The organism is Phaeobacter sp. G2 (genome assembly GCA_025163595.1).
Classification (GTDB): domain Bacteria; phylum Pseudomonadota; class Alphaproteobacteria; order Rhodobacterales; family Rhodobacteraceae; genus Pseudophaeobacter.
Genome location: CP104100.1, coordinates 2243762 through 2269341 on the forward strand (window position 1 = coordinate 2243762; position 25580 = coordinate 2269341).

General features: G+C 58.8%; 19 protein-coding genes. 15 read left to right on the plus strand and 4 right to left on the minus strand.

The window, feature by feature from the left end:
* The first annotated feature begins 112 nt into the window (after positions 1-112).
* The 6 genes from N1037_10695 (at position 113) to N1037_10720 (ending at position 7019) form a co-directional block, all read left to right on the plus strand.
* The gene (locus tag N1037_10695) at positions 113-1357 is read left to right on the plus strand and encodes a sarcosine oxidase subunit beta family protein (GenBank protein UWS77766.1); all 1245 of its coding nucleotides are present in this window, start codon (positions 113-115) and stop codon (positions 1355-1357) included.
* 33 nt (positions 1358-1390) lie between these two features.
* Positions 1391-1732 (plus strand): sarcosine oxidase subunit delta, encoded by a 342-nt coding sequence (locus N1037_10700; protein ID UWS77767.1) that lies wholly within the window; start codon positions 1391-1393, stop codon positions 1730-1732.
* A 46-nt stretch (positions 1733-1778) separates the two neighbouring features.
* Positions 1779-4811 (plus strand): sarcosine oxidase subunit alpha family protein, encoded by a 3033-nt coding sequence (locus tag N1037_10705; GenBank protein UWS77768.1) that lies wholly within the window; start codon positions 1779-1781, stop codon positions 4809-4811.
* Positions 4804-5370, plus strand: coding sequence for a sarcosine oxidase subunit gamma (locus tag N1037_10710; protein ID UWS77769.1), 567 nt, complete (start codon positions 4804-4806; stop codon positions 5368-5370). Before N1037_10705 ends, N1037_10710 begins: the two co-directional genes overlap by 8 nt.
* Before the next feature lie 622 nt (positions 5371-5992).
* Positions 5993-6406, plus strand: a complete 414-nt coding sequence (locus N1037_10715; GenBank protein UWS77770.1) for a hypothetical protein — start codon at positions 5993-5995, stop codon at positions 6404-6406.
* 205 nt (positions 6407-6611) lie between these two features.
* Positions 6612-7019, plus strand: coding sequence for a hypothetical protein (locus N1037_10720; GenBank protein UWS77771.1), 408 nt, complete (start codon positions 6612-6614; stop codon positions 7017-7019).
* 175 nt (positions 7020-7194) lie between these two features.
* On the opposite strand, the gene N1037_10725 is transcribed toward N1037_10720, so the two are convergent.
* Positions 7195-7980, minus strand: a complete 786-nt coding sequence (locus N1037_10725; protein UWS77772.1) for an FkbM family methyltransferase — start codon at positions 7978-7980, stop codon at positions 7195-7197.
* A 123-nt stretch (positions 7981-8103) separates the two neighbouring features.
* On the opposite strand from N1037_10725, the gene N1037_10730 reads away from it, so the two are divergent.
* Positions 8104-8706, plus strand: coding sequence for a superoxide dismutase (locus N1037_10730; protein ID UWS77773.1), 603 nt, complete (start codon positions 8104-8106; stop codon positions 8704-8706).
* A gap of 106 nt (positions 8707-8812) precedes the next feature.
* Complete coding sequence (rarD, locus tag N1037_10735) at positions 8813-9706, plus strand: EamA family transporter RarD (protein ID UWS77774.1); 894 nt, start codon at positions 8813-8815, stop codon at positions 9704-9706.
* Here rarD and N1037_10740 read toward each other — a convergent pair.
* Positions 9703-10245 carry a TIGR00730 family Rossman fold protein gene (locus N1037_10740; GenBank protein ID UWS77775.1) on the minus strand — a complete coding sequence of 181 codons (543 nt, stop codon included), beginning with the start codon at positions 10243-10245 and terminating at the stop codon, positions 9703-9705. The two genes, rarD and N1037_10740, sit on opposite strands and share 4 nt — an antisense overlap.
* A 140-nt stretch (positions 10246-10385) precedes the next feature.
* Between N1037_10740 and N1037_10745 the strand changes: the two genes are divergently transcribed.
* The 3 genes from N1037_10745 to N1037_10755 all read left to right on the plus strand — a co-directional run bounded on the left by N1037_10745 (position 10386) and on the right by N1037_10755 (position 15268).
* Positions 10386-12227 carry a LysM peptidoglycan-binding domain-containing protein gene (locus N1037_10745; GenBank protein UWS77776.1) on the plus strand — a complete coding sequence of 614 codons (1842 nt, stop codon included), beginning with the start codon at positions 10386-10388 and terminating at the stop codon, positions 12225-12227.
* A 118-nt stretch (positions 12228-12345) separates the two neighbouring features.
* Positions 12346-14154 carry an ABC transporter ATP-binding protein/permease gene (locus N1037_10750; GenBank protein UWS77777.1) on the plus strand — a complete coding sequence of 603 codons (1809 nt, stop codon included), beginning with the start codon at positions 12346-12348 and terminating at the stop codon, positions 14152-14154.
* A 37-nt stretch (positions 14155-14191) separates the two neighbouring features.
* Positions 14192-15268 (plus strand): endonuclease/exonuclease/phosphatase family protein, encoded by a 1077-nt coding sequence (locus N1037_10755; protein ID UWS77778.1) that lies wholly within the window; start codon positions 14192-14194, stop codon positions 15266-15268.
* Between the two features lie 79 nt (positions 15269-15347).
* Here N1037_10755 and N1037_10760 read toward each other — a convergent pair whose 3' ends face one another.
* The gene (locus N1037_10760) at positions 15348-19166 is read right to left on the minus strand and encodes an efflux RND transporter permease subunit (protein UWS77779.1); all 3819 of its coding nucleotides are present in this window, start codon (positions 19164-19166) and stop codon (positions 15348-15350) included.
* Complete coding sequence (locus tag N1037_10765; protein UWS77780.1) at positions 19163-20428, minus strand: efflux RND transporter periplasmic adaptor subunit; 1266 nt, start codon at positions 20426-20428, stop codon at positions 19163-19165. The genes N1037_10760 and N1037_10765 overlap by 4 nt, the downstream gene beginning before the upstream one ends.
* 310 nt (positions 20429-20738) lie before the next feature.
* Between N1037_10765 and N1037_10770 the strand changes: the two genes are divergently transcribed.
* The 4 genes from N1037_10770 to N1037_10785 all read left to right on the plus strand — a co-directional run bounded on the left by N1037_10770 (position 20739) and on the right by N1037_10785 (position 25522).
* On the plus strand, positions 20739-21410 hold the full coding sequence (locus N1037_10770; protein ID UWS77781.1) for a hypothetical protein: 672 nt from the start codon (positions 20739-20741) through the stop codon (positions 21408-21410).
* Positions 21411-21462: 52 nt separating this feature from the next.
* Positions 21463-22785 carry a PQQ-like beta-propeller repeat protein gene (locus N1037_10775; protein ID UWS77782.1) on the plus strand — a complete coding sequence of 441 codons (1323 nt, stop codon included), beginning with the start codon at positions 21463-21465 and terminating at the stop codon, positions 22783-22785.
* Positions 22786-22858: 73 nt separating this feature from the next.
* Positions 22859-24328, plus strand: coding sequence for a ribosome biogenesis GTPase Der (gene der, locus N1037_10780; protein ID UWS77783.1), 1470 nt, complete (start codon positions 22859-22861; stop codon positions 24326-24328).
* Positions 24329-24568: 240 nt separating this feature from the next.
* Positions 24569-25522 carry a fatty acid desaturase gene (locus tag N1037_10785; GenBank protein ID UWS77784.1) on the plus strand — a complete coding sequence of 318 codons (954 nt, stop codon included), beginning with the start codon at positions 24569-24571 and terminating at the stop codon, positions 25520-25522.
* The last annotated feature ends 58 nt before the right edge of the window (positions 25523-25580 follow it).

The following is a 25580-nucleotide window of genomic DNA, read 5'->3' on the forward strand; positions in this document are numbered from 1 at the left end:
AGGCGCGATTGGCCGCATGTCGCAAGAGTACAATAATGCGACGATAAACGGCACCGGATGCGCTATGCTCTGAGGCATACCTGTGAACAGTCTCGAACCATCGGATTCGCCCATGAAACGCTATTCTGCCTTTGCTGTCGCGCGAGAAGCCCTGCGCTATCATACCGGATGGGAGCGCGCCTGGCGCTCGCCGGCCCCCAAACGCCACTACGATGTGATCATCGTGGGCGCTGGCGGCCATGGTCTGGCCACCGCCTATTACCTTGGCAAGAATTTCGGCATCACCAATGTCGCGATTATCGAAAAGGGGTGGTTGGGCGGCGGCAACACCGGACGCAATACCACTATCATCCGCTCGAACTATTTGCAGGATCCGTCGGCGGCGATCTATGAAAAGGCGCGTAGTCTTTATGAGACCATGAGCCAGGATCTGAACTACAACGTGATGTTCAGCCCCCGTGGTGTCATCATGTTGGCGCAGACCGAGCACGAGATCCGTGGCTACAAGCGCACCGCCCATGCCAATGCGCTGCAGGGGGTTCAGACCGAATGGATTTCGCCCGAGCGGGTCAAGGAAATTGTGCCAATCATCAACCTGCATGGCCCACGTTACCCTGTGCTGGGCGGGCTTTGGCAGGAACGCGGCGGCACAGCCCGTCACGATGCGGTGGCCTGGGGCTATGCCCGTGCCTGTTCCGACATGGGCATGGACATCATCCAGCAATGTGAAGTCACCGGTGTGCGCACCGAAGGGGGCCGTGTCGCAGGGGTCGAGACCTCCAAGGGGCCGATTGATTGTGACAAGCTGGGTATGGTCGTTGCTGGCAACGCCTCGCATCTGTCTGAAATGGCGGGCTTCCGTCTGCCAATGGAATCTGTGGCGCTGCAGGCGCTGGTGTCAGAGCCGATCAAACCCTGTATGGATGTGGTTGTGATGGCCAACACGGTGCATGGCTATATGTCCCAGTCCGACAAGGGGGAGATGGTGATTGGCGGCGGCACCGATGCGGCCAACAACTACACCCAGCGTGGCAGCTTCCATCATATTGAGGAAACCGTGCGCGCCCTGGTCGAGACCTTCCCGATGGTCAGCCGTCTGAAAATGCTGCGCCAGTGGGGCGGCATTGTCGATGTGACCGGCGACCGTTCGCCGCTGATCTCGAAAACGCCCGTGGGCAACTGCTTTATCAATGCAGGCTGGGGCACCGGTGGTTTCAAGGCCATTCCGGGATCCGGCTGGGCCATGGCAGAGCTGATGGCCACAGGTCATTCGCCGCTGACCGAGGAATTCTCGATCAATCGCTTCAAAGAAGGCAAGTTCATCGACGAGAGCGTCGCCGCTGGTGTGGCACACTAACGCCGCAAAATTCAAAAGGACGGAGTAAGCACAATGCTGATCCTTGAATGCCCCTATTGCGGTGTCAAAGCCGAAGAAACCGAACTGGGCGCCGGTGGTGAAGCGCATCTGAAGCGTTTTGGCCCTGGCTCTGATGACGACCAGTTCCACGATTACCTGTTCATGCGCGAAAACCCCAAGGGCGTGCATTTTGAACGCTGGCGCCATGCCAATGGCTGCGGCAAGTGGTTCCATGCCGCGCGTTGCACCACCACGCTGGAGGTCTTTGGCACCTATGCGGCGCAGACCTATGAGCCGCCGCAGGAGATCAAGGACAAGATCACCGCAAAACGTCCCGGCTGGAGCTGGCGCGAATTTTCGGATGCCTCCGAATGATCCGCCTTGCTGAAACATTTGCCTTTACTTTGAAAGGTCTGAGCACATGAGCACGCGTCTCGCCAAACAGGGCCGGCTGATTGACCGGTCAAAACAGATCGAGTTTACCTTTAATGGCAAACGCATGCAGGGCTATGCGGGCGATAGCCTTGCCTCGGCGCTGCTGGCAAATGACCAGATGATGATGGGCCGGTCTTTCAAATACCACCGCCCGCGCGGCGTGGTGGCCTCCGGTTCCGAAGAGCCCAACGCGCTGATGCAGTTGGGCACTGGTGATCGCTATGAACCCAACCAGCGCGCCACCACCACCGAGCTGTTTTCAGGTCTGACGGCGCAGTCGCAGAACCACTGGCCCAGCCTTGAATTTGACGTTCTGTCGATCAACAACAAGCTGTCGCGGTTTCTGACGGCGGGTTTTTATTACAAGATGTTCATCCACCCGCGGCCGCTGTGGAAACATGTCTACGAGCCGATCATTCGCAAATCTGCCGGTCTGGGCGCGGCACCTGACGCCGAGCTGAAAGACGCGGACACCTACGAGCATTTCTACTTTTTTGCCGATGTGGTTGTGGTGGGCGGCGGTGTTGCCGGCTTGCAATCTGCCAAGGCGGCTGCGGCCAGCGGTGCCAAGGTGCTGGTGCTGGAACAAAACAGCTACTGGGGCGGACGCGCGCCTGTGGATGGCGGTACAATCGACGGGGAGACGCCCGAGGTCTGGGTCGAGAAGACCCTGGCTGAGCTGCGGGCGATGAAAAACGTCACCCTGCGCGACCGCTGCATGGCCTCTGGCGTCTATGACCACGGCTATGTGTTGGGCTATGAGCGTCTGACAGATCACGTTCCCGGACAGGGTGGCCCGCGTCACCGTCTGTGGCGGATCCGTGCCAAGCAGATCATCACCGCCTCTGGAGCCATTGAGCGTCCGCTGTCTTTTGCCGGCAACGACGTGCCCGGTGTGATGCTGGCCGCCTCGATGCGCGACTATGTGGTGAACTGGGGCGTAAACCCGGGCCAAAAGGTTGTGGTTGCCACCAACAATGACGACGCTTATCGCACCGCCCTGGCGCTGCATGAGGCAGGCGTCGAAGTGGTGCGGGTGGTGGATGCCCGCGATACCGGCGGCGGCGCCTTGATGGAGGCCGTGCGCGAAAAAGGGATCCGGGTCGAGTTGGGCCGTGCCATTGCCAAGGTCAAGGATGGCCCCCGCGTCACCAAGGTCGCCATCTGCGCCCAAAACGGTGAGGGCGGTGCCCAGGAAGAGATCGAGGCCGATGCCGTGGCAATGTCTGGCGGCTGGTCGCCGGTGGTGCACCTGTGGTCGCACTGCGGTGGTAAGCTGAACTGGGACAAGGAAAACGCCTTCTTCCGCCCCGATCCTGCCCGTCCGCCACTGGGTGACAATGGTGCAGGCTTTGTGATCGCAACAGGTTCTGCCAATGGCAATCTGGGCCTTGGCGCGGTGTTGCAAGACGCCGCCGCAGCAGGTGCGCAGGCGGGTGAAGCTGCTGGCTTCCCAGCCAAAACAGTCGCCGCCTCCAAGGGGGTATCGGAAGTTGAGAGCCTGATGGAGCCAGTCTGGCTGATGCCCGCCAAGGCGGATATCAAGCTGCGGGTGAAAACCTGGCTCGATTATCAGAACGACGTCAAGGTGTCCGACGTGCAGCTGGCCGCCCGTGAAGGCTATGAAAGCGTTGAACACACCAAGCGGTATACCACGCTGGGGATGGCAACCGATCAGGGTAAGCTGTCCAATATCAACGGTCTGGCCATTCTGGCGGATAGTCTGAATTCGGAAATCCCACAGGTTGGCACCACCACTTTCCGTCCCCCCTATCACCCCATCTCCATGGGCGCGATTGGTGGTGAGGCGCGCGGTGAGATCTTCCAGCCGGTGCGCAAAACGCCGATCTATGACTGGAACGATGCCAATGGCGCGGATTGGGAACCGGTTGGCCAGTGGCGCCGTCCTTTTGCCTATACCCGCAGCGGTGAAAGCCGCCATGACGCGGTCAATCGCGAGGTCAAGAACACCCGTGAAAATCTTGGTGTGCTGGACGCGTCCACCCTGGGCAAACTGATCGTCAAAGGCCCGGATGCAGGCAAGTTCCTCGATATGATGTATACCAACATGATGTCGACGCTGAAGGTGGGCAAATGCCGCTATGGTCTGATGTGTTCGGAAAACGGCTTCCTGTCTGATGACGGCGTTGTTGCCCGCATCGACGAGGACACCTGGCTGTGCCACACCACCACGGGCGGAGCCGAAAGCATCCATGGCCACATGGAAGAATGGCTGCAGACCGAATGGTGGGACTGGAAAGTCTATGTCGCCAATGTGACTGAGCAATACGCCCAGGTTGCGGTTGTTGGTCCCAATGCCCGCAAGGTGCTGGAAAAGCTCAACGCCCAGGCCGGTGGCGGCATGGATCTCAGCAAGGAGGCGCTGCCCTTTATGGAATGGCGTGACGGTCAGATCGGCGGCTTTGATGCCCGTGCCTATCGGATCTCCTTCTCGGGTGAGCTGTCCTACGAGATCGCGGTTGCGGCCTCCGAAGGCCAGGCCTTCTGGGACGCGCTGATGGAGGCAGGCCGCGAATTCAATGCCATGCCCTATGGCACGGAAACCCTGCACATCCTGCGGGCCGAGAAGGGCTTTATCATGATCGGGGATGAGACCGACGGCACCGTTATTCCGCAGGATCTCAACCTGCAATGGGCCTTGTCCAAAAAGAAAGAAGACTACCTGGGCAAACGCGCCCATCTGCGCTCGCATATGGCAGATCCGGATCGCTGGAAACTGGTTGGCCTGGAAACCGTGGATGGCTCGGTGCTGCCCGATGGCGCCTATGCCAAGGGCAATGGTCACAACGCTAATGGCCAGCAGAATGTGATTGGCCGGGTGACCTCGACCTATTATTCCGCAACGCTGGAGCGTGGCATTGCCATGGGTCTGGTCAAGCACGGACCCAAACGCATGGGCGAAGTGATCGAGTTCCCCGGAACCGATGGCCAGATCTACAAAGCCAAGATTGTTGACCCGGTCTTTTACGACAAGGAAGGGGAGAAGCAGAATGTCTAATCCTGTCACCGCCACCAATGGGGCGCAATTCACTGGTATCGCCACAGTCGAGGACGCAGGTCTGCAGGGGATGATCACCCTGCGTGGTGATCTGTCTTCCAAAACCCTGAAGGCGGCAGTCAAGGCTGCTACCGGTGCCGAGGTGCCAGATCAGCGCAAGATATCGGTGGTTGAGGGCGGCGCAGCGGCCTGGATGTCACCGGATGAACTGCTGCTATTGGTGCCCTATGGCGACGCTGTGGCCAAAACCGCTGAGCTGGCGCAGGCCTTGAAAGGCGAACATGCCCTGGCGGCGAATGTGTCGGATGCGCGCTCTTTCTTTAGCATTGCAGGAGAGGGCGCCCGCGAGGTTCTGGCCAAGATCGCTCCGGTGGATCTGTCCGCCGAAGCCTTCAAGCCCGGAGATTTTCGCCGTAGCCGCACAGCCCAGGTCGCGGCGGCCTTTTGGCTACAGGACGATGGCAGCTTCCGCCTGGTCTGTTTCCGCTCGGTCGGTGCCTATATGTTCAACCTCTTGTCCGCCTCGGCCCATCCACAATCCTCGGTGGGTGTGTATTAAAGGAGGGGTTCATTTTTGGGTTGAATTGCTGAAAATGTAAATCTAGGGTGCCCTCAAGTTGAATTTGAGGGCACTTTTTCATTTGTGCCCTTGCATTTAATGGAGCTGAGAAGGCGAAGATTGAGCCGTGGAGGATTTTGTCGGTGCGTTATTGTAAACTGGCCTCTCTGGCCGTTATGACGGCGGTAACTGTTGGCTTCCATACGCTTCCCGCTCTGGCAAAAAACACCCAAATCCGCTGTGAGATGACCGATTTGGCTCAGGGAAAGCGGATCGTCGCGCCGCTCAATCAGCACCCTTGGAGTTTGGAGGTCTATCTTAACGAGGCGCGCACAATAGTGCGCGTGCAGGGGCCTTTGACGCGGACCATTTCCAAAATCCAATTATCGCAGTTGTGACCTCTCTGGAGGGCGGCAATGTCAAATTTCGCTGGTCTTTGCCAAGCCTTCGCCATGCAGAACGGCGTATGTCAGGATTCTATCAGTTTCAGGCTTCGTTGAACCTGACAAAGAGTAAAGTTTTTTTGTGGGTTAGCACTGAGAGTCCCAATGGCAATAATCCCGCCTTTGTGACCGGTAAGTGCCGAAAGATTTGAGAGAAAATGAAAGAACAAGGACATAACATGAAACAGCTCAAAAACTTGAGCCTGGCATTCGTTGCGGCACTTTTTGTTGCTGCTCAAGCCCATGCTGCAGACCGTATCATGTGTGAAATGACGGCGCATAGCAGTGATAACCTAGTCCCACCAAAGGTGCTGATCGAGTTTCGCGACAACCGCGGGTCGGCAATGGCCTATGATGGTGTCATCCACCAAGTTTATGGAAAGCCTATACCTGCAGTCTTGGAACAACCCAGGGCGTCTCGCTACACGATTTCATGGACAGTCAAAAACCTGCCACTTCGAGGAAATACCACAACAAGTGCACAATACATTGTGCGGCTGAATACGAAGACGATGAAAGCGACCTTGACCGCTTATCTGAATGGCTACTTCAATGAGTCGCGTGGTAGTGGAAAATGTCAGCCCGTTTCCTAGGACTTGCTTTTAGCGTCAGGGGAATGTGAGCAAATTTTGCTCTTGGGGTTTTGATTGCGCGGGGGGCTCTCTTTTCACTTTTGTAAAAGTGTTCGTCATGGTAACGAAGGTTAACGGTGGGGATTTGTACGGGGCACGCCCTTATAGGGACGGTAGCTGACTGCTCGTATACCCCTCGTTTTGCGTATTTGTTCCTGAGGCTAGAATGGCGGGATACTTAAACAGTTTGTTGTTTGCTGCGGTCACCCTGTTCAGCGGTGCCGGACTTGCGGCCGATACTTTTACGTGCACTCTCACACCGGTAACCACGTCCGGCTGGATACCTTCAAAAGTCTCAATGCAGTTTTTGGAAAGCGATGAGACTGCGCGCATCCGAGCTTCTGAGGAAGGTGGATCGGTGCATGCGGTTTTGAGGCGGCGAAGCGATGATTCATACCTATTGGATTGGACGCCAAGCCGGGCACTGGCGGCAAAGGCCGCGGAGTTGAGTAATGACCGCTACCGGGCCATTTTGAACCTTGGCAATTTAAAAGTTTCGCTGCAGGTTTTGTCTCATGCGCTCCCCGGAACGCTCTCCCCGCGCGGGGCCGGTACCTGTATTCGTCTCGACTGAAAGACGCAACAGGCCTGATTGACTGCTATTTTTGCGTGCGAGTTCTCCACGCGAAAGTCAGTAAATAAGTGTCTGAATTTAAATGGTAGTATTGTGGTGATATAGGGCAAGCAGCGAAACTGTTTGCAGCTGGGGCGGTGCCAAGCTTGCTGATCGGCCTAAATAATCCGCTCTATCACGAGGTAAACAAAAAGGTCGGAAACTGGGTCAGGGCGCGCTTTTGGGTTAGGGTTTCAAATCCCGATGCGCGGCCATTGTCCTCAAGGCAGCTGCCGTAGAACGACAGGCTGTCAGCCAGTTGCTGCATGCGTTGTTTTCGAACCTCTGCATCCAGAAACGGGGCATGGGTGGACAGATACAGGGCAGGGCGGTGCTGTTTCAGCCAGGGGATCAAGCTGGGCAGCACGTCAAACTCGGCGCCTTCAATATCCATTTTAACCAGCGAGATACGGCTCAGGTCTGCGGAGTTGGCAAAATCTTCCCAGCCCAGGGTGATCACGTCAGAGCCGTGTTCCCCGTCGTTGAGCAGACTGGTCATACTGTCGCCGGCCTCGCCACCAAAGGAGGCCATGCGCGCAATGCCGACGCCCTGGCTCAGCGCCGCAGAAAAGGCCGAGACATTCTGTACGGAATTCAGCTCCAGATTCCAGGCGAGATAGCGAAAGGCCACCGGGTCCGGCTCAAAGCAATAGACCCGGCGGGCCAGACTGGCGCCATATAACACCGTGGGACCAATCCAGGCGCCGATGTCGAGATAATCGTGCTGCTTGTCCAGATGCGCCTGCAACACAGCAAAGGTTTCAGGCTCCCAGGTGCCTGTGCTGGCTTTGCGCCAGAATTTGGAATGATAGGGATCAAGCCGAAAGGCCGTGCCGTTGAGAGAGCCCGCATAGTGCCCGCGAGCGCGGTAAAACATCTTGCGCGCGGCGGTCCATGTCTGTGTGACCTTCTGTGCGATCATCTCAAGTTTCCTCATTTTTGCACATAGGCCATGCGCGGTTTTCTGGTCTTGGTACTTGACCTGCTGCTGCCCGCACCGCATGTATCTGCACAGGAACGCAACAAAAATTGACAGGTGTCCACTATGGCTTTTGAACTTCCCGATCTTCCTTATGCACATGACGCGCTTGCCGCCAAGGGCATGTCGGCAGAAACTCTGGAATACCACCACGACCTGCACCACAAGGCCTATGTCGACAACGGCAACAAGCTGATTGCAGGCACCGAGTGGGACGGTAAATCTCTGGAAGAGATCATCACCGGCACCTACGACGCGTCTTCTGTGGCGCAAAACGGTATCTTCAACAACATTTCGCAGCTGTGGAATCATAACCAGTTCTGGGAAATGATGGGCCCTGGCGGCTCCGCCATGCCTGGTGAGCTGGAAAAAGCTCTGGTTGAAAGCTTTGGCTCGGTTGACGAATTCAAATCGCAGTTTTCTGCCGCTGGCGCGGGTCAGTTTGGCTCCGGCTGGGCTTGGCTGGTGAAAAATGCTGACGGTTCGCTGGCTGTGACCAAGACCGAAAACGGCGTCAACCCGCTGTGCTTTAACCAAACCGCGCTGCTGGGCTGTGACGTTTGGGAGCACTCCTACTACATCGATTTCCGCAACAAGCGCCCCGCCTACCTGTCGAACTTCCTCGACAACCTGGTGAACTGGGAAAACGTCGCTTCGCGTCTCGGCTAAGCCCAAGATCGATTATAATTGTGACTATAGTGCCCGGCCATTTGGTCGGGCGCTGTTGGTTTAGGGGATCCTGACGAAGGTCGGGCGCAGCAAAAGGGCCACTGCGATGAGTGAAGCGACAAAGGGCGTTTTTGCCATGATCGCAGCCTGCAGCATCTGGGGTCTGTCAGGTCTGTTCTATAAACTGTTGGCGCATGTGCCACCCGAACAGGTGCTGTCGCATCGTATCCTTTGGTCGGGGGTGTTTTTTGCCTCTGTGCTGGCGGTGCAGGGGCGACTGCCGCAGTTGATAGAGGTGCTGCGCGATTGGGCGCGTGTGCGTGTGCTGCTGCTGGCCACCGCGATGATTTCGCTGAACTGGTTCATCTTTATCACCTCGATCCAGATAGAACGCGCCACCGAGGCATCGCTAGGTTATTATATCTTCCCGCTGGTTAGCGTGGTTCTGGGCCGTCTGTTTTTTGGCGAGCAGCTGAGCCGGGCTCAGATCCTGGCGATTGGCCTTGCGGCACTGGCCGTTGTGGTGCTGACCTACGGACTGGGAGTCGCACCCTGGATTGCCCTGGTGCTGGGGATCAGCTTTGCCATCTATGGTGTGGTGAAGAAACGCCTCGATACCGGACCGGTTGTCTCTGTCACCGCAGAGGTGCTGTTGCTTTGTCCGCTTGCGCTTTTGGTGATTGCCGTCACAGGCGGTGGCGGTTTTCAAAACAGTTGGCATGATGCGGCGCTGATGATGATTTCCGGGCCCTTGACGGGGATGCCGCTCATCCTGTTCAGTTTTGCGGCGCGGCGGGTAGCTCTGGGCAGCGTCGGAGTGTTGCAGTACCTCAACCCGACGCTGCAGGCCTTTGTGGCATCAGTTATTTTTGGTGAACTCTTCACTCCCTGGCACGGTGCAGCCTTTGGCCTGATCTGGGCGGCGGTGTTGATTTTCTCTTTTGGGGCACTGCGGAAATCGCGTCGCAGCGTCCATGACGCGCAGCGCCCTGCTCTTTAGCCGTTCAGCAGGTCCAGCGCCTGTTCTGGGGTGTCGACCCATATCAGGAACTCGCTGAGCGAGGCATCGGCAAACCCTTGGGCCAGCATGTGCTCCACCAGATCGCGCAGCTTGTCCCAGTAGCCTTCGACGTTGAGGATCACGATGGGTTTGTCATGCAGGCCAAGCTGGCGCCAGGTCAGGGCCTCAAACAACTCATCCAGCGAGCCGGGGCCGCCAGGCAGCACCACCACCGCATCGGCATTATACAGCATCACCTTTTTGCGCTCATGCATGGTCTCGGTAACCACATAGGTGTTGAGGTCTGATTTCCCCACTTCGCGCTTGACCAGATGTTCGGGAATAACCCCAAATGTCACGCCTCCGGCCTGTTGGGTGGCGCGGGCCACCACCCCCATGAGCCCCACATCGCCAGCACCATAGACCAGCCGCATCCCGCGTGCTGCCAGCATCACTCCCAAGCTTTCAGCAGCGCTTTCATAGGCGGGCATTGCCCCAGACCGTGATCCGCAATACACACAGACCGATTTTATAGGCATGAGATGGCCTTTCATTGAGTTTTCAAGGGGAAACACAATTGGTGTTTTGACCCTTGATAACGTGATTGATAGGCTGCCTCAACCAGGCGTATGGCGGGATTCCAGTGGGAATTTCGTTTGGCGCCGAAGGAAGGAAAAAGATGGCTGGGACAGGTGTAACAGGTGGGCTGAGTAGCTTGGCTCTGGGTGGAACTGTTGCGACGGTTGTCGTCGTCGGTGGGGCGACGATGGCCTGGCTGGGGGTGTTCGATACCAGCCAGGGCACCCGAGCGACGCGCGATGACGGTTCAAAGACCGTTGCCATCTCGCCTTCGGCCACTCCGCCGGTGGTGATAGAAGGTCTGTCCCAGAAACCTGATCCTGCGGTGGATGAGACTGCGGCCCCGACGTCTGATGGCTCTGAGGCGCAACAGCTCGCGTCTGCCGATACGCCAGAGGTGAACGACGCCACGGGCGCACAAACCGGCACCACAGCTGAGGCCGCGCTGAGTGATGAGCCTGAACAAAGTGCAGCCCTCGCAGCCCCTGAGCCTGAGACCACGACACAGGCGGTAGCCCAGGGTCAGAACGAAATAGCTGATCAATCCGCCGAGGCCCCCCTGTTTGACGCCCCAATGCTAGACCTGGTTCGGGTCGGCCCCAGCGGCGAAACCGTGATTGCAGGCCGGGCAACTCCGGGTCTTTTGGTCGAAGTGCTGTTGGATGGCGCGGTTATCGAGCAGGTTGAGGTTCCGGCAGGTGGTGATTTTGCCGCCCTGGCACAACTGCCGCCCAGCACCCAGGCGCGGGTGATTTCCCTGCGGGCCAGCGCCCGGGGGCAGGAGCGCTTTTCGGACAGCAGCTTTATCGTGGCCCCGGCTGCGCCCCTGCCAGTAGCCAACCCTGCGCCGGTGGTGATCGCGGAGGCGGCGCCTCAGTCCGGGCAGGTCGCGGCCGCGACCACACAAGGCGCTGAAACCACGGTGGCAGAGGCCCCCAGTGAAGAGCCCGCACAGCATGGCGTGACCAGTGCCGAGGAGACCGCAGGAGCCACAGTTGCCACAGCACCAGAGACCGCAGCGGTCCAGGCGGAGGCAAATCAGGACGCCGTAACACTGGCCCAAGAATCACAGGCCCAGGAAACCCTGGCGCAGGAAACACAGGCTAAAGAAACACCGGCCCAAGACACATTGTCCCAAGACACACTGGCCCAAGAAAATCCGCCTGAAAGCACCGAGCCGCAAGAGGGGGCCCTGATTGCGCAGGTACCACAGGGGATTGCTTCCGGGGCACCTACGGCACCCGACTCCACAGCCCCCGCCGCTGTGGTTGCCTCTCCTGAACCCCGGCAGGTGGCCGATGCCACAACGGCGGTTGCGCAACCGGATGCCACCAATCCTGGCTCCGCTGAGCAAGCCACCGTCGCGCAGACCGAACCGGCCCCCCAGCCCAAAGCTACTCAGGTTGCGGTGCTGCGGGCCGATGCCGACGGGGTCACCCTGGTGCAGCCCATTGCGCAAAAACCTCAGGGCAAAGTGGTTCTGGACACCATCAGCTATTCTGACAGTGGCGAAGTGCAGTTGGCTGGCCGCGCCGGGGCAGCTTCGAACATACTGGTCTATCTGGACAACACACCTGCGGGGCAGTTTGCAGCCGCCGAGAACGGCAATTGGGGCGGTGGCCTGGAGGCGGTGGAACCCGGTGTCTACACGTTGCGCCTGGATGAGGTAAACGACGCGGGCAAGGTTCTGAGCCGCATGGAAACCCCGTTCAAGCGCGAGGCACCAGAGGTGTTGCAGCCGCCAGTTGCTGAAGGCGCCACCGGAGAGGCCGCGCCATTGGTGCGGGCAGTGACCGTGCAAGAGGGCGACACACTCTGGGCGATCTCTCAGCAGCGCTATGGCAGCGGATTTTTGTATGTGCGGGTTTTTGAGGCCAATAATAGTGCTATTCGCGACCCGGATCTGATCTATCCCGGTCAGGTCTTTACCCTTCCAGAATAACCTCTGGCAACCAACAAAACCGCGCCTTTTCTGGGCGTGGTTTTGTGGCTGCTACTGGTGCTGTCGCCATCGGCAGCCTATCCTATCTGTCATAGATTGAGCCAGGAAAGCGCCCCCTATGCCCCCAGCCGAAACTTCTATTGCCAGCGACGAACGTCGCTCTGGCCTGCGGACCCTGCGTCGGATGGGGCCCTATCTGTGGCCGAGCAAACATCTTTGGGTCAAACAGCGGGTGGTGTTTGCCATCGCGGTTCTGGTCCTGGCCAAGCTGATCGCGGTCTATACCCCGATGCTGTACAAAGGCGCGGTGGACAGTCTGGCGGCTGAGGGTGTGCCGCCGCTGGCCTTGGGCGCTGTGGGCCTGACCATCGCCTATGGTGTTGCGCGGGTCTTTACCACCGGGTTCCAGCAACTGCGGGATGTGATCTTTGCCCCCGTTGGCCAGCGCGCCCTGCGGCATCTGGCGCTGGAGACCTTCACCCATATTCACCGTCTGTCGATGCGCTATCACATCACCCGCAAAACAGGCGGCCTGTCACGGATCATCGAACGCGGTGTCAAAGGTGTCGAGTTCCTGCTGCGCTTCATGCTGTTCTCTATCGGTCCTCTGGTGTTGGAGCTGACCCTGGTGGCGATCGTGCTGACAGTCCTGTTTGATGCCCGGTATCTGGCGGCGGTTGTGGTGACCATCGGGCTATATGTGTGGTTTACCTTTGCCATCACCGAATGGCGGGTGAAACTGCGCCGCGAGATGAACAAGCAGGATACAGATGCCAACCAAAAAGCCATCGACAGTCTGCTCAATTATGAAACGGTTAAATATTTTGGCGCCGAGGCGCGCGAAGCCAAACGCTATGACGGGGCGATGCGGGCCTATGCCCAGGCGGCGCTGAAAACCGCCTATTCCCTGGCTTTTCTGAACTTTGGCCAAAGCCTGTTCATCACCGCCGGACTGGTGGCTGTGATGGTCATGGCGGCGATGGGGGTTCAAAATGGCGAGCTGACCGTCGGCGATTTTGTCATGGTCAATGCCTATATGATCCAGATCACCGTGCCGCTGAACTTTCTGGGCACGGTCTACCGCGAAATCCGCCAAAGCCTGGTGGATATGGGAGAGATGTTTGATCTGTTGGAACAGCCGGCCGATGTCACCGATGCACCGGATGCCAAGGTTCTAAAGGTCTCTGGCGGTGCAATCCGGCTGAAAGATGTGCGCTTTGGCTATGACAGCGACCGGGAGATACTAAAGGGGATTGATCTGGTCGCCGAGGCTGGTCAAACGGTTGCTATCGTTGGCTCTACCGGGTCGGGAAAATCCACTGTCGGGCGGCTGTTGTTTCGCTTTTACGATGTCACCGGGGGCGCGCTGACCATTGATGGCCAGGATGTGCGGCAGGTGACTCAGGACAGTCTGCATGCCGCCATCGGGGTGGTGCCGCAGGATACTGTGCTGTTCAACGATACCATTCGCTACAACATCGCCTATGGCCGCGATGGCGCCGATCAGGCCGCGGTCGAGCAGGCGGCGCGGGACGCTCAGATCCATGACTTCATCGTCAGCCTGCCCGAAGGCTATGACACCCAGGTGGGGGAGCGCGGGTTAAAACTGTCGGGCGGCGAAAAGCAACGGGTTGGCATTGCCCGGACCCTGCTGAAAAACCCACCGATCCTGCTGCTGGATGAGGCAACCTCGGCGCTAGACACGGATACCGAGCAAGAAATCAAGGATGCCCTGGAACGCGCTGCGCAGGGCCGTACGGTTCTAACCATTGCCCACCGCCTGTCGACTGTGGCAGAGGCGGATATCATCGTGGTTCTGGAGCAGGGCGAGGTGGTTGAGCAGGGCAGCCACGAAGATCTGTTGGCCCGTGAAGGCCGCTATGCCCATCTGTGGCAGCGGCAGCAAGCGGATCAGGACGTGGCGTAAAGCGGTTGGTGGACGAGACAAAAGGGACGGCGGCAACATGGACCTGAACTGGGCCCTTTATCTGGCGTTTTGCGCCGTACCACTGATGACGCTGGTGCCGTTGCTGCGGCACGAGGGCTGGTGGGTGCGGGGGTTCGAATTTCCGGCCATGCAGATCGCTGTCGTCACGGCTTTGGCCTGTGGGGCCTGTGTTTGGGTCTTTGGCTGGCCAGAGGGCTGGGGCCTTTGGCTGCCCGCAGTGCTGTTTGGGTGTACCCTATTCCAGTTGGGCCGGATCCTGCCCTATACGCGCCTGTTTCCCCGGCAGATCCAAACCGCGCGGCAGGCGCGGCCCAAGGATCAGATAAATGTCCTTGTCGCCAATGTCCTGATGACCAACCGCAACGCAGATCCGCTTCTTGACCTGATACGCACAGAGGCGCCGGATCTGATCCTGACCCTGGAGACGGACGACTGGTGGCAACAGCAACTTGCTGGGATCGAGCCGGACTATCCGTTCACAGTGAAACAACCGCTCGACAACCTATACGGCATGCATCTTTACTCTCGGTTGCCGCTACAGGACACCCGCATTGCCTATCTGGTGGAAGAGGGGGTGCCTTCGATCCATGGGGATGTGGTGCTGCGCTCTGGCACCAAGGTGCGGCTGCATTGCCTGCATCCCGCGCCGCCCAGCCCCACCGAAAATGCAACCTCTGCCGAGCGGGATGGCGAGCTGTTACTGGTCGCGCGGCAGGTGGATCCGTGCGCCGGACCTGTGGTGGTCATGGGCGATTTGAACGATGTGGCCTGGTCGGCGTCAACGCGGCTTTTCCAAAAGGTAAGCGGCCTTTTGGACCTGCGCATCGGGCGCGGGCTGTTTAGTACCTTTCACGCTGACTACCGCTTCATGCGGTGGCCGCTGGATCATATATTTTGCTCCGGCGACTTCACCCTGGCCCGGATCCGCCGGCTGGGGCACATCGGGTCGGACCATTTTCCGATCCAGGCGGTGTTGCAACACACCCCGCGGGCGCGCGACCTGCACCCCGAACCGACAGCTACCCCCAGCGAGGCGGAACGCGCCGAGGAAAAAATCGCGCAAGTGGATGCGGATCAGACTGCTCTGCTCTGAGTTTTGGTCCCCTGAATAGCAAAAGGCCCCGCCAGAGCGGAGCCTTTCTGGTCTGGTATGCAACCCGCCTTATTCTGCCTTATTCTGCGGCCCGTAGCGCGCTATTGCCGCTGGGCTTATCAGGGGAGACCTCGCTGGCCTCCTGGTCTGCGGCCTTCGCAGCTGGGGCAGGACTGATCAGGTCATCCCAAAGGATTTCACTGGTGGGCAACTTACGGGCCTTTTTGGCAAGGCGCATGTCCTGGGCAATGCGGCTAGAGCGTCCCCCGGTGAGACGCGCCATCAACTGCCCCATCCAGCCAAGGTAGGTGGACAGCCAGACACGAATGGCCAGCAGCGAAGGTGTCACCACCAGGGTCAGCACCGTGGCAATGCCAAGCCCAAAGACCACTGCCGTTGCCAGCTGTTTCCACCACAGCGCTGTCGGGCTGTCGATGGAATAGCCACCGCCGATAAAGTCGAGGCTGATGCCGAACATCATCGGAGCAAGCCCCGCCATGGTGGTGACGGTGGTCAGCAGAACGGGACGGATCCGGGCTTCGGCGGTACGAATGATTGCCTCGATCCGCGGCATATGCTGGCTGAACTCCTGATAGGTGTCGATCAGAACAATATTGTTGTTCACCACGATCCCTGCCAGCGCCACAATGCCGGTGCCGGTCATGATGATCGAAAACGGCTGCTGCATCACCATCATGCCAATCAGCACTCCGGTGGTGGACAATACCACCGCCAGCAGCACCAGCACCGCATTGTAGAACGAGTTGAACTGCGCCAGCAGGATCACAAACATCAAGGCCAGTGCCCCGGCAAAGGCTTTTGACAGGAAGGCGCCTGATTCCGCCTGCTCGTCCTGGTCGCCGGTCCATTCCCAGCTGACCCGTGGGTCCAGCGGATCTGTTTCGAGCCATTCCGTGAGCTTGGCGATGCGTTCATTTGCATTGACCAGCGAGATCTTGGCACCGCCATCTATCGCCTGTTGCACGGCCTCAACGTCCTCGAATGCAACATATTGGTAGATCGTATAGTCGGTGCCATTCGGGCCGCTGACAACCTCCCCGTGCGGCGCCACCCCGTCGGGAACGGATTTGATCAGTGCAAGGTTGAGCTGCCCCTCGCCATAGGGGTTGTCAATTGAAACGCTATGAAGGCCGCTTTCTACATCGGCTTTGACATCATAATAGCGTTCCTGGTCGACCCGGTTGATCTGCGCCAGTTTGGGCACAGGTTTGCGGGTGATAAAGTTCGACAAAGGCACCAGCCCATCGGCGGTGCGCACCTTGAGTGTATCCAGCGTTGCGAGGACACGGTCCTCGTCAGGCAGGCGGACACGGATTTCGATTTCCTCGTCCGAGCTGTCGACCCGCATGGTATCCAGCAGGATCCCCCGTGTCACCAGCTGCACCATGGCCCCGACGGTGGCGACATCGGCGCCAAAACGTCCTGCCTTTTCAACATCTACGTCAATCTGCCAGTCAATACCGGGCAAAGGCAGGCTGTCCTCAACCAGGGTGAGGCCGGGGGTGCTGTCAAACTGGGCTCGGGCGGCGAGCGTCGAAGCGGTCAGCGCCTCCCAGCTGTCGCCGCGGATGCGCAGGTGCAGTGGTTTGCCTGATCCTGGCCCCTGTTCCAGCGCGTTGATTTCAACAAAGAAACCGGGGATTTTTGCCAGTTCTGCGTTCAGTTCCTCAATCACCGTATTGCCATCAAACTGAGTTGCGGTGACGTCGCGGGTCAGCAGATCAAAGAACCAGGTCTCGGTCTGGGTTGGGCGGTCCTCCCAGGGGATGATTTCGAATTGCACCTGACCGACCGTATCAGCCGGTGCCTGGTTGTTGCCGGGGCCGCCTGTGGCCAGGCCGCCTTCACCGGCAAAGGAGAAGGCATTGATTACCGCAGGATGCGCCAGGATAACCTGTTCGGCCTGTTGCACCATCTGGTCCTGTTCTGACAGGCTGAGGTTGCCCCGAGCACGCACATAGGCCGTGGCCTGTTCCGGTTCGGATTCAACAAAGAACTCAACACCGTAGTTGTTGTCACCAAAGAGGTTGAAAACCGTGCTGATGCCAAAGGCAACAGCGGCGATGGTGACCAGCGGCATCACCGGGTTGCCGGCAATGAATTTGATCGCATAGCCAAAGGCGGTGTGGTGATAGCCAGCCTGGACGCTGCGCTCTTTGCGGCTGATTTTTGTCGCCCCCAGGGTGATAGAGGCGGCAAAGGCGGAGGCAATAAAGACCAACCCGCCAAAACCCAGCCCAGCCAAAGGCGCGGTGCCTTCGGGCAACAGATATGTGGGGTTGAGCATCTGCATGGCCCCGGCAAACATGCCCCATAGGGCAGGGGGCACCAACAGCGCCCGCAGCCACCAGGGCGCAATGGCGCGCAGACCATTTGAGGTTTGCTCAAAAACCCGGCTGATGCGGCCAGACAGCCCGCCCATGACGGGCAGGTAGATCAGCGCCACCACCAGCGAGGCCGACAGAACAAAGATCAAGGTGACAGGCAACATGCCCATGAACTGGCCGGGGACCCCGGGCCAGAACAGCATTGGCAAGAAGGCGCAAAGCGTGGTCGCGGTGGAGGACACGATTGGCCAGAACATCCGCTGGGCTGCCTCGACATAGGCATGCATCGGGCCGGTGCCTTCGCTGATGCGTTTATCGGCATATTCCACCACCACGATGGCGCCATCTACCAGCATGCCCACAGCCAGGATCAGGCCAAACATCACGATGTTTGAGATCGAGACCCCCATCACCGCCAGGAAGGCAAAGCAGAGCAGGAAAGACGTGGGGATGGCAAAACCCACCAGCAGCGCCGCGCGGCTGCCCAAGGAGGCCAAAACCACAATCATCACCAGGGCAACCGCCGTCAGAACCGACCCCTCCAGCTGGCTTACCATGGAGCCAACAACCCGGCTTTGGTCATTGGAGGTCCCAAGGGTCACGGAGGCCTGGAGCTCAGCTGGCCATTTGGCCTGGGCCTTGGCCAGGGTTGCCTTCACCAGATCCACCGTATCAATCAGGTTAAAGCCTTTGCGCTTTACCACCTGTAGGGCGATGGTATCGGCGCCATCAAACCGGGCGGTGCCGGCGCGGTCTTCAAAGGTGAAATTGATCTCGGCCAGCTCTCCCAGTGTGACGATACGGTCACCGTTGGTTTTGACTGGCAGCCTGTAGATATCGTTCACGTCATCAAACGACGAGGGGATCTTTACTGAGAACGTGCCTTGGTCGGTCTCGACTTCGCCTGCAGCAATCAACTGGTTGTTGTTTTGCACCACATTGACCAGCTCAACCGCTGTGATGTTGTAGGATTCCAGACGCAGAGGGTCGATGGTGACCTCGACCATTTCGTCGCGATTGCCGGCAATGCCGGCTTCCAATACCGCGTCCAGGGCCTCGATATCGTCCTGCAGATCCTTGGCGATGCGGGCCATGGTGCGTTCCGGCACTGCGCCGGTCAGGTTGACAATAACAATGGGGAATTCTGAAAAGTTGATTTCCGTCAGCGAGTAGGTTTCGGCGCCATCGGGGAACTCGGCCTCAGCCCGGGTCATGGCATCGCGCACATCCGCCATCACGGCTGTTTTGTCCCAGCCAAAGTCAAATTCCAGCGCCACGCCGGCGTAGTTTTCCGCCGCTGTCGCGCTCATCTTGTCGAGCCCGTCGAGATCGGCTAATTCGGTCTCCATGACCTTGACCAGCAGGCTTTCGGCATCCTCGGCGGAAATGCCGGGAAAAGAGACCGAGATGAACAGGGCCGGAATTTCAATATCCGGCTCGCCCTCTTTGGGCAGGCTGGAATAGGCAAAGCCACCGACCAGGATCGAGATCAGGATAAAGGCAATGACCATGCGGGCCCGATCAGCCGCCCAGGAGACCATGCCGATCATTGGGAGGCCTCATTCTGGTAACTGGGGGTCACGGCAACGCCGCTGGTGACAAAATCTTGCCCTGTGATGATCACCTCCGCCTGTTCTGGCAGGCCGTCCACCCAGACGCCGTCTGCTTCGTCGCGCAGCAGTTCGACCGGGGTAAACCCGACGGTCATGTCAGCTTCCACGGTTCTAACGCCCAGTTGCCCATCGTTGTTCAGCGTCAGTGCCGATTGTGGTAATTTATGTGCGGTCGCCCCTGCAGCAGCAATGGCGAGATCCGCGGTCTGTCCATCGCGGATGGCCAGATCAGGGTTTGCAACGGTTATTTCGACCTCAAAGGTGCGGGTCGCCTGATCGGCAGAGCGGCTGACAAAGGTCACCTTGCCCTGAATAAGGTCCCCGGTGGCCAGTTCGGCCTGCGCCAAGGCGCCCAGATCAACCCGGTTGACCTGGGTTTCGGGCACAAAGCCGACTACCTTGATGGTGTCGAGCTGAATGACAGTCGCACAAAGATCACCTGGCAGGACCAGGCTGCCGAGCTCGGCACTGTCGCTTTCCAGCAGCCCGTCGAAGGGCGCCAGTATGGTCAGGTGTTCGATTTCTTTTTGCGCAGCCCCAACCGCGGCGAGGGCGGATTCGATACCCGCTTTTGCGGTTTCCAGCCCGCCCTTGGCGCTGGCCACTCCGGCAACTGCGGACCGTTCCGTCGCTTTTGCCGCTGCCAGGTTTGTCTCTGATGTGTACCCGCCCTGTGACAGTTTCTCAGAGGCGGTGAGTTTGATAATGGCTTCGCTCAGTTTTGCGTTTGCCTCTTCCAGGCGGGCTTCCGAGACGGGCATATTTGCGCGGGCTTCGGTCAGTCGCGCCTGAGCCTCCAGCAGCGCTGCCGGGCGGGTGCCGGGATCGAGCTGGCACAGAACGTCGCCTTTATGTACCTGCACCCCCTTGCGCAGGGGGGCAGAGATCACGGTCGACGAGGTTTCCGCACGCAGATCAACCTGGCGCGCCGCCTGGGTCATACCGCGCAGGATCACCGCCCGGTCAAAAACCTGCGCCTGGCTGCGCAGGGCAACCACAGCAATGCGATTTTCCGCCACCTGCTCATCTGCCTCGGCGGTGGTGGTCTCTGCCTCGGGGCTGGCGGCGGCTGCGCTGGACGTGGTAAGCTCTGTGGTCTCGTCGCCGCGGGCGAAGGCCAGCAAGGCGTCACGTTCGATGACCAGGTAATACAGGCCTAGCGATACCAATATGGCGGTCATAAGGGGGATCAGTTTCATCTTGGGCCTTTCAAAAGTAATTTCGCTTGGTAAACGCAGGTGACCAAGTACACCGGAGATCCCGCCAGATCTGAAAAGAGTTGATAGTCGCCATCTATGCATTGTCCATACTAAACGGAATAGTTCAGCACGAAATTAGTGGAAAGAAGTGGTGGTTTCCCTAAAATCCCCCAGTATTGGAGCGCTTGGCTTAAAATTTCCCCTGCACGGGAGCACTTGGCTTGCCGCAACAGGCAGGATATGAGAGGCGAAAGAGGATAACACATCCACTGCCGATTTGCAGAGGGATGGCACTGCGGGGGCGAAGACCATGAGCGACACTGACAGCTTTATTGATGAAGTTACGGAAGAGGTGCGCCGCGACCGTTTGTTTGGAACGCTGAAGCGCTATGGCTGGATTGGCGGTTTGGCGGTTGTGCTGATCGTCGGCGGCGCGTCCCTGCGGGAATACAACAAAGCCCAGGAACTCGCGGCCTCCCAGAAACTCGGGGATGACATGATCGCCGCGCTGTCTTCGGATGATGATCTGCAACGGGCAGACTCCCTGTCCAAAATTTCGGCACAGACCCCTGGCGGGGCCGCTGTTTTGGCGATGTTGCAGGCGGGGGCCCTGGCCGATGCCGGGCAACAGGACGAGGCCGTAGCGCGGCTGCAGGCGGTTGCGTTGGATGCGAAACTGCCACTGATTTATCGCCATATCGCCAGCTTTAAGGCCCTGGGGATGCAGCAGGACAGCCTGAGCATCGCAGAGCGGCGGTTGCAATTTGAAGCGCTGGCCCAACCCGGTGCGCCTTTGGCGCTGCTGGCAACAGAGCAAATGGCGCTATTGGATATTGAGGCGGGCGATCCGGATGCGGCAATTGATCGCCTGAAGGCAATCATTCAGGATGCTGGGGTCACTGCGGACTTGAAAGAGCGAGCTACGCAAGTGATGGTGGCCTTGGGTGGCGAACTGGACACGGTCGTGGTATTTGACGGGTAATAAAACCGCAGTGCGAAATTGCGGAAACACACAATGGGTACGAGGCAGGGTCATGACGGCAGCTAACTCCTTTTCTTTGGTACGGATCTTGCTTTGTAGCAGTGCCCTGGCGGTAGGACTTAGCGCCTGCTCTGAGCCGGAGGTGATTCTGCCGGGCAAGCGCGAGGCGATCCGGCCGGATGCCGAGATTGATACGGTGAACCAGTCGGTGGCGATTACGCTGCCGAAACAGGTTGCCAATGCGACCTGGGCCCAGAGCCACGGTAATCCTGCGCACCGAACCGCGCATCCGGCGCTGAGCGCCACGCCAAGACTGACATGGTCGGTTCCAATTGGCGCGGGCGATAGCCGCAAGCAGCGGATCAACACGCGGCCCGTTGTGGCAGGCGGGCGAATTTACACCCTGGACAGCGCGGCGCGGGTTTCGGCTGTGTCTCCTGCTGGTCAGCTGCTGTGGCAAAGCAACCTGCTGCCGGCACGCGATGACGAAGGCCAGGCCACAGGCGGCGGCATCGCCTATGCCGACGGGGTGCTTTACGTTTCTTCTGGCTTTGGTGTGCTGACCGCGCTGGATGCCTCCAGTGGTAAACAGGTCTGGCGCCAGGAACTGGATGCAACAGGATCCGGGGTGCCGACGGTGCGCGATGGGCTGATCTATCTGGTGGCCGGAGACGATACCGGCTGGGCAATCCACGCCAAAGATGGCCGTATTGCATGGCAGGTCGAAAGCGCCCCAAGTGCGTCGAATGTGCTGGGTGCACCGGCCCCTGTCCTGACCAAAGATTTGGTGATTTTTGCCTTTGGTTCTGGTGACTTGGTGGCATCCTTCCGTCGTGGCGGGCTGCGCCGTTGGACCGCGTCTGTGGCGGGGCAGCGTGTTGGGTCTACCCTGGCGCGGATCAGTGATGTAACGGGGGAGCCGGTACTGGTAGGCAACCGCGCCTATGTGGGCAACCACTCCGGACGCACCGTGGCCTTTGACACCGCAAGTGGGGATCGCATCTGGACCGCGCAAGAAGGCGCGATTGGTCCGGTTTGGCCCGCAGGCAACAGCCTGTTTCAAATCAGTGACCGCAACCAGCTTTTGCGTCTCGATGCCGATAGCGGCGAGGTGCTTTGGGCGGTTGATCTGCCGGGATACCTAAAGGATAAGCCGGGCAAGCGCGGCGCTATTGTTGCGCATTACGGCCCGATCCTCGCCGGTGGCCAGCTGCTGGTTGCCTCCAATGATGGGCAGCTGCGGTTGTTTGATCCACGTGACGGGACGCTGACGCGGAGCATCGAAATCCCAGGGGGGGCGACAGCCGCGCCGGTGATTGCGGGTGATACTCTTTACGTGGTGTCGAGCAAGGGCAACCTGCTTGCCTTCCGCTAATGCGCAATCGGCTCTAGCCGTGGCCGCATAGATGCGCTATTGGGCGCGTCTGAAACGCTGAAAGTTGGGTCCGATGTCTTTTACCCTCGCTATTGTGGGCCGTCCGAATGTGGGCAAATCCACACTGTTCAATCGCCTTGTAGGCAAAAAGCTGGCGCTGGTTGATGACCAGCCCGGTGTGACGCGCGATCTGCGCGAAGGCGAGGCGCGTCTTGGTGACCTGCGCTTTACTGTGATTGACACAGCAGGTCTGGAAGACGTCACTGATAACTCGCTGGAAGGCCGGATGCGGCGGCTGACCGAACGGGCCGTGGATATGGCCGATATATGCCTGTTCATGATTGATGCGCGCACGGGTGTGACCCCGGTTGACGAAATGTTTGCCGAAATCCTGCGTCGCAAATCCGCGCATGTCATTCTGGCCGCCAACAAGGCCGAGGGCAACGCCGCTGATGCTGGCGTGCTTGAGGCCTATGGCCTGGGCCTGGGTGAACCTTTGCGGCTCTCGGGGGAGCACGGTGAAGGCATGGCCGATCTGTTTTCGGAACTGGCGCCTTTGGCGGATCAGTTTGCCGAAGAGGCGGTGGATCACTCTCCCGTTGTTGACCTCGACCTGGATGAGGACGACGACTGGGACGAAGAAAATGCGCCCGCCGCGCCGGTGCCGACCCGTGAAAAACCCCTGCAGGTGGCGGTGGTGGGCCGTCCCAATGCCGGTAAATCCACCCTGATCAATAAAATCCTCGGCGAGGATCGTCTGCTCACCGGCCCCGAGGCGGGGATCACCCGTGATGCGATCTCATTGCAGATCGACTGGGCCGGCACCCCGATGCGGATCTTTGACACTGCTGGCATGCGTAAAAAGGCCAAGGTGCAGGAAAAGCTGGAGAAACTATCGGTTTCTGACGGGCTGCGGGCGGTCAAGTTTGCCGAAGTGGTGGTTATCCTGCTGGATGCCGAGATCCCCTTTGAACAGCAGGATTTGCGGATTGCGGACCTGGCCGAGCGTGAGGGCCGGGCCGTGGTCGTCGCGGTCAACAAATGGGATGTTGAAGACAACAAACAAGAAAAACTGGCAGCTCTGAAAGAAAGCTTTACCCGGCTTTTGCCGCAGCTGCGTGGTGCCCCATTGGTGACGGTTTCGGCCAAAACCGGTAAGGGGCTGGATCGTCTGCATGCGGCTGTGATGCGCGCCCATGATGTCTGGAACCGCCGCATTCCTACAGCGGCGCTGAACCGCTGGCTAACGGGCATGCTGGAACAGCACCCGCCCCCTGCGCCCCAGGGCAAGCGGATCAAGCTGCGCTATATGACCCAGGCCAAAACCCGTCCGCCTGGATTTGTGGTGATGTGTTCGCATCCGGATAAAATTCCGGCCAGCTACACCCGCTATCTGGTCAATGGCCTGCGTCAGGATTTTGACATGCCGGGCACGCCGATCCGCCTGACCATGCGGGGGCAGAATGACCAGAACCCCTTTAAGGGACGCAAAAAAGCGCCGCCGTCCAAGCTGCGCAAACACCTGTCCGGGCGCCGCGTCTAGCAGGCGGTTTTGGGGCAAAGTACCCTTGGTGACTGTTGAATATCCAAGCTTCCAACACCCCAGCGCATAATGCCCTGGGGTGTTTTTGTTTGAAGAGTGACCGCAGTTGGGTCAAGATCGGGGCAGTAGATGAGCGGGCGGCGCTGGTCGTTGATTGAGACATCCGTTTTTTGCACGATCCAGTTTGTACCGGCCAGAGCTTTCAAACCCGCGTTACACTTGGCATTTATTTGAACACCTATGGACCTTAGAAGCTATACCCGCAGTTACGCCCGGCAAGACAACAGGTTGGCTTTGTTGAGCTTTCTTGGCACCTTTGCCACCTATTTCTGTGCGCTCACCCTGGCGATCAGCCAGGCTGATAGGTTGTATATTCTGATCCCCTGCGGCGTGGTTTTTGCCTTTGCCTCGGTTAGGCTTTATGTGTTGCAACACGACACTGGCCACCACTCCCTGTTTGAAACACGGCTTCAAAATGAGCTGGCAGGTCATATTCTGTCGCCCTTTACCTTCGCACCTTTTGAGGTGATGAAGCAAAACCACAACCTGCATCATGCAAATATCGGCAATCTCGACCACCGCGAAACCGGCGAGATACACACCATGACCCTGCAAGAGTGGCAGCAGGCCGGACTATGGCAGCGGCTGTATTATCGCCTGTACCGCAACCCGCTTCTGTTTGTGCCACTGGGCGCCGCGTTTACCTATTTTGTCCGCTATCGCTGGCCCAAGAACAGCTCCCGCTTTGGGGCGCTAGGGGTGATCCTGCACAATATCACCATCCTGTGCCTGCTTTGGCTGTTGTATCACTACGCTGGCTGGCAGGGTGTGTGGATCTGGTTGGGGTTCTCGTTTCTGGGCGGCATGATCGGGGTCTTTCTGGTCTATCTGCAGCATAATTTTGAAGACACCTATTGGGACAGACGCCCGGATCTCAACCCAGCCGAGGCTGCCTTGCAGGGCTCGTCCTGCCTGGATTTTGGCTGGGTCTTTGATTTCGCCGTGGCCAATATCACCCTGCATGACCTTCACCACTTTAACGCGCGCATCCCCAGCTATCGCCTGCGACAATGCCACTATAATCTGCCTGCCGAGTTTGCCTTGCGGCGCATCAAATTTGCCGAAGCCCTGGGCGCTTTGTCGCTAAAGCTTTGGGATGAAGACAAAAAGCGACTTGTGCCCTTTCCTGGGTAACTCTTCACGTGCAATAATTTCAAACAACACCCGACGCGCAGCAAGAAAATTCAGAGGA

What these genes read in the sequence shown, in the direction of transcription:
- N1037_10770 (UWS77781.1), top strand. Translation starts at nt 20,739, where the DNA reads ATGAGCGACACTGACAGCTTTATTGATGAAGTTACGGAAGAGGTGCGC.
- N1037_10700 (UWS77767.1), top strand. Translation starts at nt 1,391, where the DNA reads ATGCTGATCCTTGAATGCCCCTATTGCGGTGTCAAAGCCGAAGAAACC.
- N1037_10775 (UWS77782.1), top strand. Translation starts at nt 21,463, where the DNA reads ATGACGGCAGCTAACTCCTTTTCTTTGGTACGGATCTTGCTTTGTAGC.
- N1037_10740 (UWS77775.1), bottom strand. Translation starts at nt 10,245, where the DNA reads ATGCCTATAAAATCGGTCTGTGTGTATTGCGGATCACGGTCTGGGGCA.
- N1037_10730 (UWS77773.1), top strand. Translation starts at nt 8,104, where the DNA reads ATGGCTTTTGAACTTCCCGATCTTCCTTATGCACATGACGCGCTTGCC.
- der (UWS77783.1), top strand. Translation starts at nt 22,859, where the DNA reads ATGTCTTTTACCCTCGCTATTGTGGGCCGTCCGAATGTGGGCAAATCC.
- N1037_10710 (UWS77769.1), top strand. Translation starts at nt 4,804, where the DNA reads ATGTCTAATCCTGTCACCGCCACCAATGGGGCGCAATTCACTGGTATC.
- N1037_10755 (UWS77778.1), top strand. Translation starts at nt 14,192, where the DNA reads ATGGACCTGAACTGGGCCCTTTATCTGGCGTTTTGCGCCGTACCACTG.
- N1037_10720 (UWS77771.1), top strand. Translation starts at nt 6,612, where the DNA reads ATGGCGGGATACTTAAACAGTTTGTTGTTTGCTGCGGTCACCCTGTTC.
- N1037_10695 (UWS77766.1), top strand. Translation starts at nt 113, where the DNA reads ATGAAACGCTATTCTGCCTTTGCTGTCGCGCGAGAAGCCCTGCGCTAT.
- rarD (UWS77774.1), top strand. Translation starts at nt 8,813, where the DNA reads ATGAGTGAAGCGACAAAGGGCGTTTTTGCCATGATCGCAGCCTGCAGC.
- N1037_10785 (UWS77784.1), top strand. Translation starts at nt 24,569, where the DNA reads ATGGACCTTAGAAGCTATACCCGCAGTTACGCCCGGCAAGACAACAGG.
- N1037_10725 (UWS77772.1), bottom strand. Translation starts at nt 7,980, where the DNA reads ATGATCGCACAGAAGGTCACACAGACATGGACCGCCGCGCGCAAGATG.
- N1037_10760 (UWS77779.1), bottom strand. Translation starts at nt 19,166, where the DNA reads ATGATCGGCATGGTCTCCTGGGCGGCTGATCGGGCCCGCATGGTCATT.
- N1037_10705 (UWS77768.1), top strand. Translation starts at nt 1,779, where the DNA reads ATGAGCACGCGTCTCGCCAAACAGGGCCGGCTGATTGACCGGTCAAAA.
- N1037_10745 (UWS77776.1), top strand. Translation starts at nt 10,386, where the DNA reads ATGGCTGGGACAGGTGTAACAGGTGGGCTGAGTAGCTTGGCTCTGGGT.
- N1037_10750 (UWS77777.1), top strand. Translation starts at nt 12,346, where the DNA reads ATGCCCCCAGCCGAAACTTCTATTGCCAGCGACGAACGTCGCTCTGGC.
- N1037_10765 (UWS77780.1), bottom strand. Translation starts at nt 20,428, where the DNA reads ATGAAACTGATCCCCCTTATGACCGCCATATTGGTATCGCTAGGCCTG.
- N1037_10715 (UWS77770.1), top strand. Translation starts at nt 5,993, where the DNA reads ATGAAACAGCTCAAAAACTTGAGCCTGGCATTCGTTGCGGCACTTTTT.